The sequence below is a fragment of the Aeromicrobium sp. REDSEA-S32_B7 genome (genome assembly GCF_001626145.1).
Lineage (GTDB): Bacteria > Actinomycetota > Actinomycetes > Propionibacteriales > Nocardioidaceae > Aeromicrobium > Aeromicrobium erythreum.
This window is the reverse complement of the sequence record NZ_LUNF01000008.1, coordinates 2,052-2,604: the sequence shown is the minus strand read 5'-3', so window position 1 is coordinate 2,604 and position 553 is coordinate 2,052. Positions and strand designations below refer to the sequence as shown.

Sequence of the window (553 nt, the reverse complement as noted above, 5' to 3'; positions counted from 1 at the left end):
GACCGGGAGTGGGCGCTGGTGGCGCCCTCGGTCGAGGTCGTCGTCACGCTGGGGGCGTTCGGATGGGCCGCGGCGCTGCGGATGTTGGAGCGGGCCGGCGTCGGCGTACCCCGTCCGCGGCCGCGGTTCGGGCACGGCGTCGAGGTCCCGCTGGGGGAGCGGACGCTGCTGGGCTGCTACCACCCGAGCCAGCAGAACACCTTCACCGGGCGGCTCACCGAGCCGATGCTGGACGAGGTGCTCGGGCGCGCGGCGGCCCTTGCGAGAATGGGTGCGTGAGCACCCTCCACGCCGTCACCGTCCTCGGCCACGATCGGCCCGGCATCATCGCCGAGACCACCGGTCGGCTGGCCGGCCTCGGGCTCAACCTCGAGGACTCCACCATGACGCTGCTGCGCGGGCACTTCGCGATGATGCTGCTCTGCGCCGGCGACACCCCCGCCGCTGACATCGAGTCGGCGCTGGCGCCGCTCACCGACGACGGGACGCTCACCGTGACGGTACGGGAGGTGCCCCAGGAGTCCGGTGCATCGGCCCGCGGCTCGTCCTGGGT

At 73.8% G+C, this 553-nt stretch carries 1 protein-coding gene and 1 pseudogene; both read left to right on the top strand.

Annotated features, from left to right (window positions below):
* Positions 1-279: pseudogene (locus A6Q79_RS00425) on the top strand (uracil-DNA glycosylase); the annotation flags it as partial.
* Positions 276-553: ACT domain-containing protein (locus A6Q79_RS00420; protein WP_317695266.1), on the top strand; the 278-nt coding region annotated here is incomplete at its 3' end. The pseudogene A6Q79_RS00425 and the gene A6Q79_RS00420, both read left to right, overlap by 4 nt.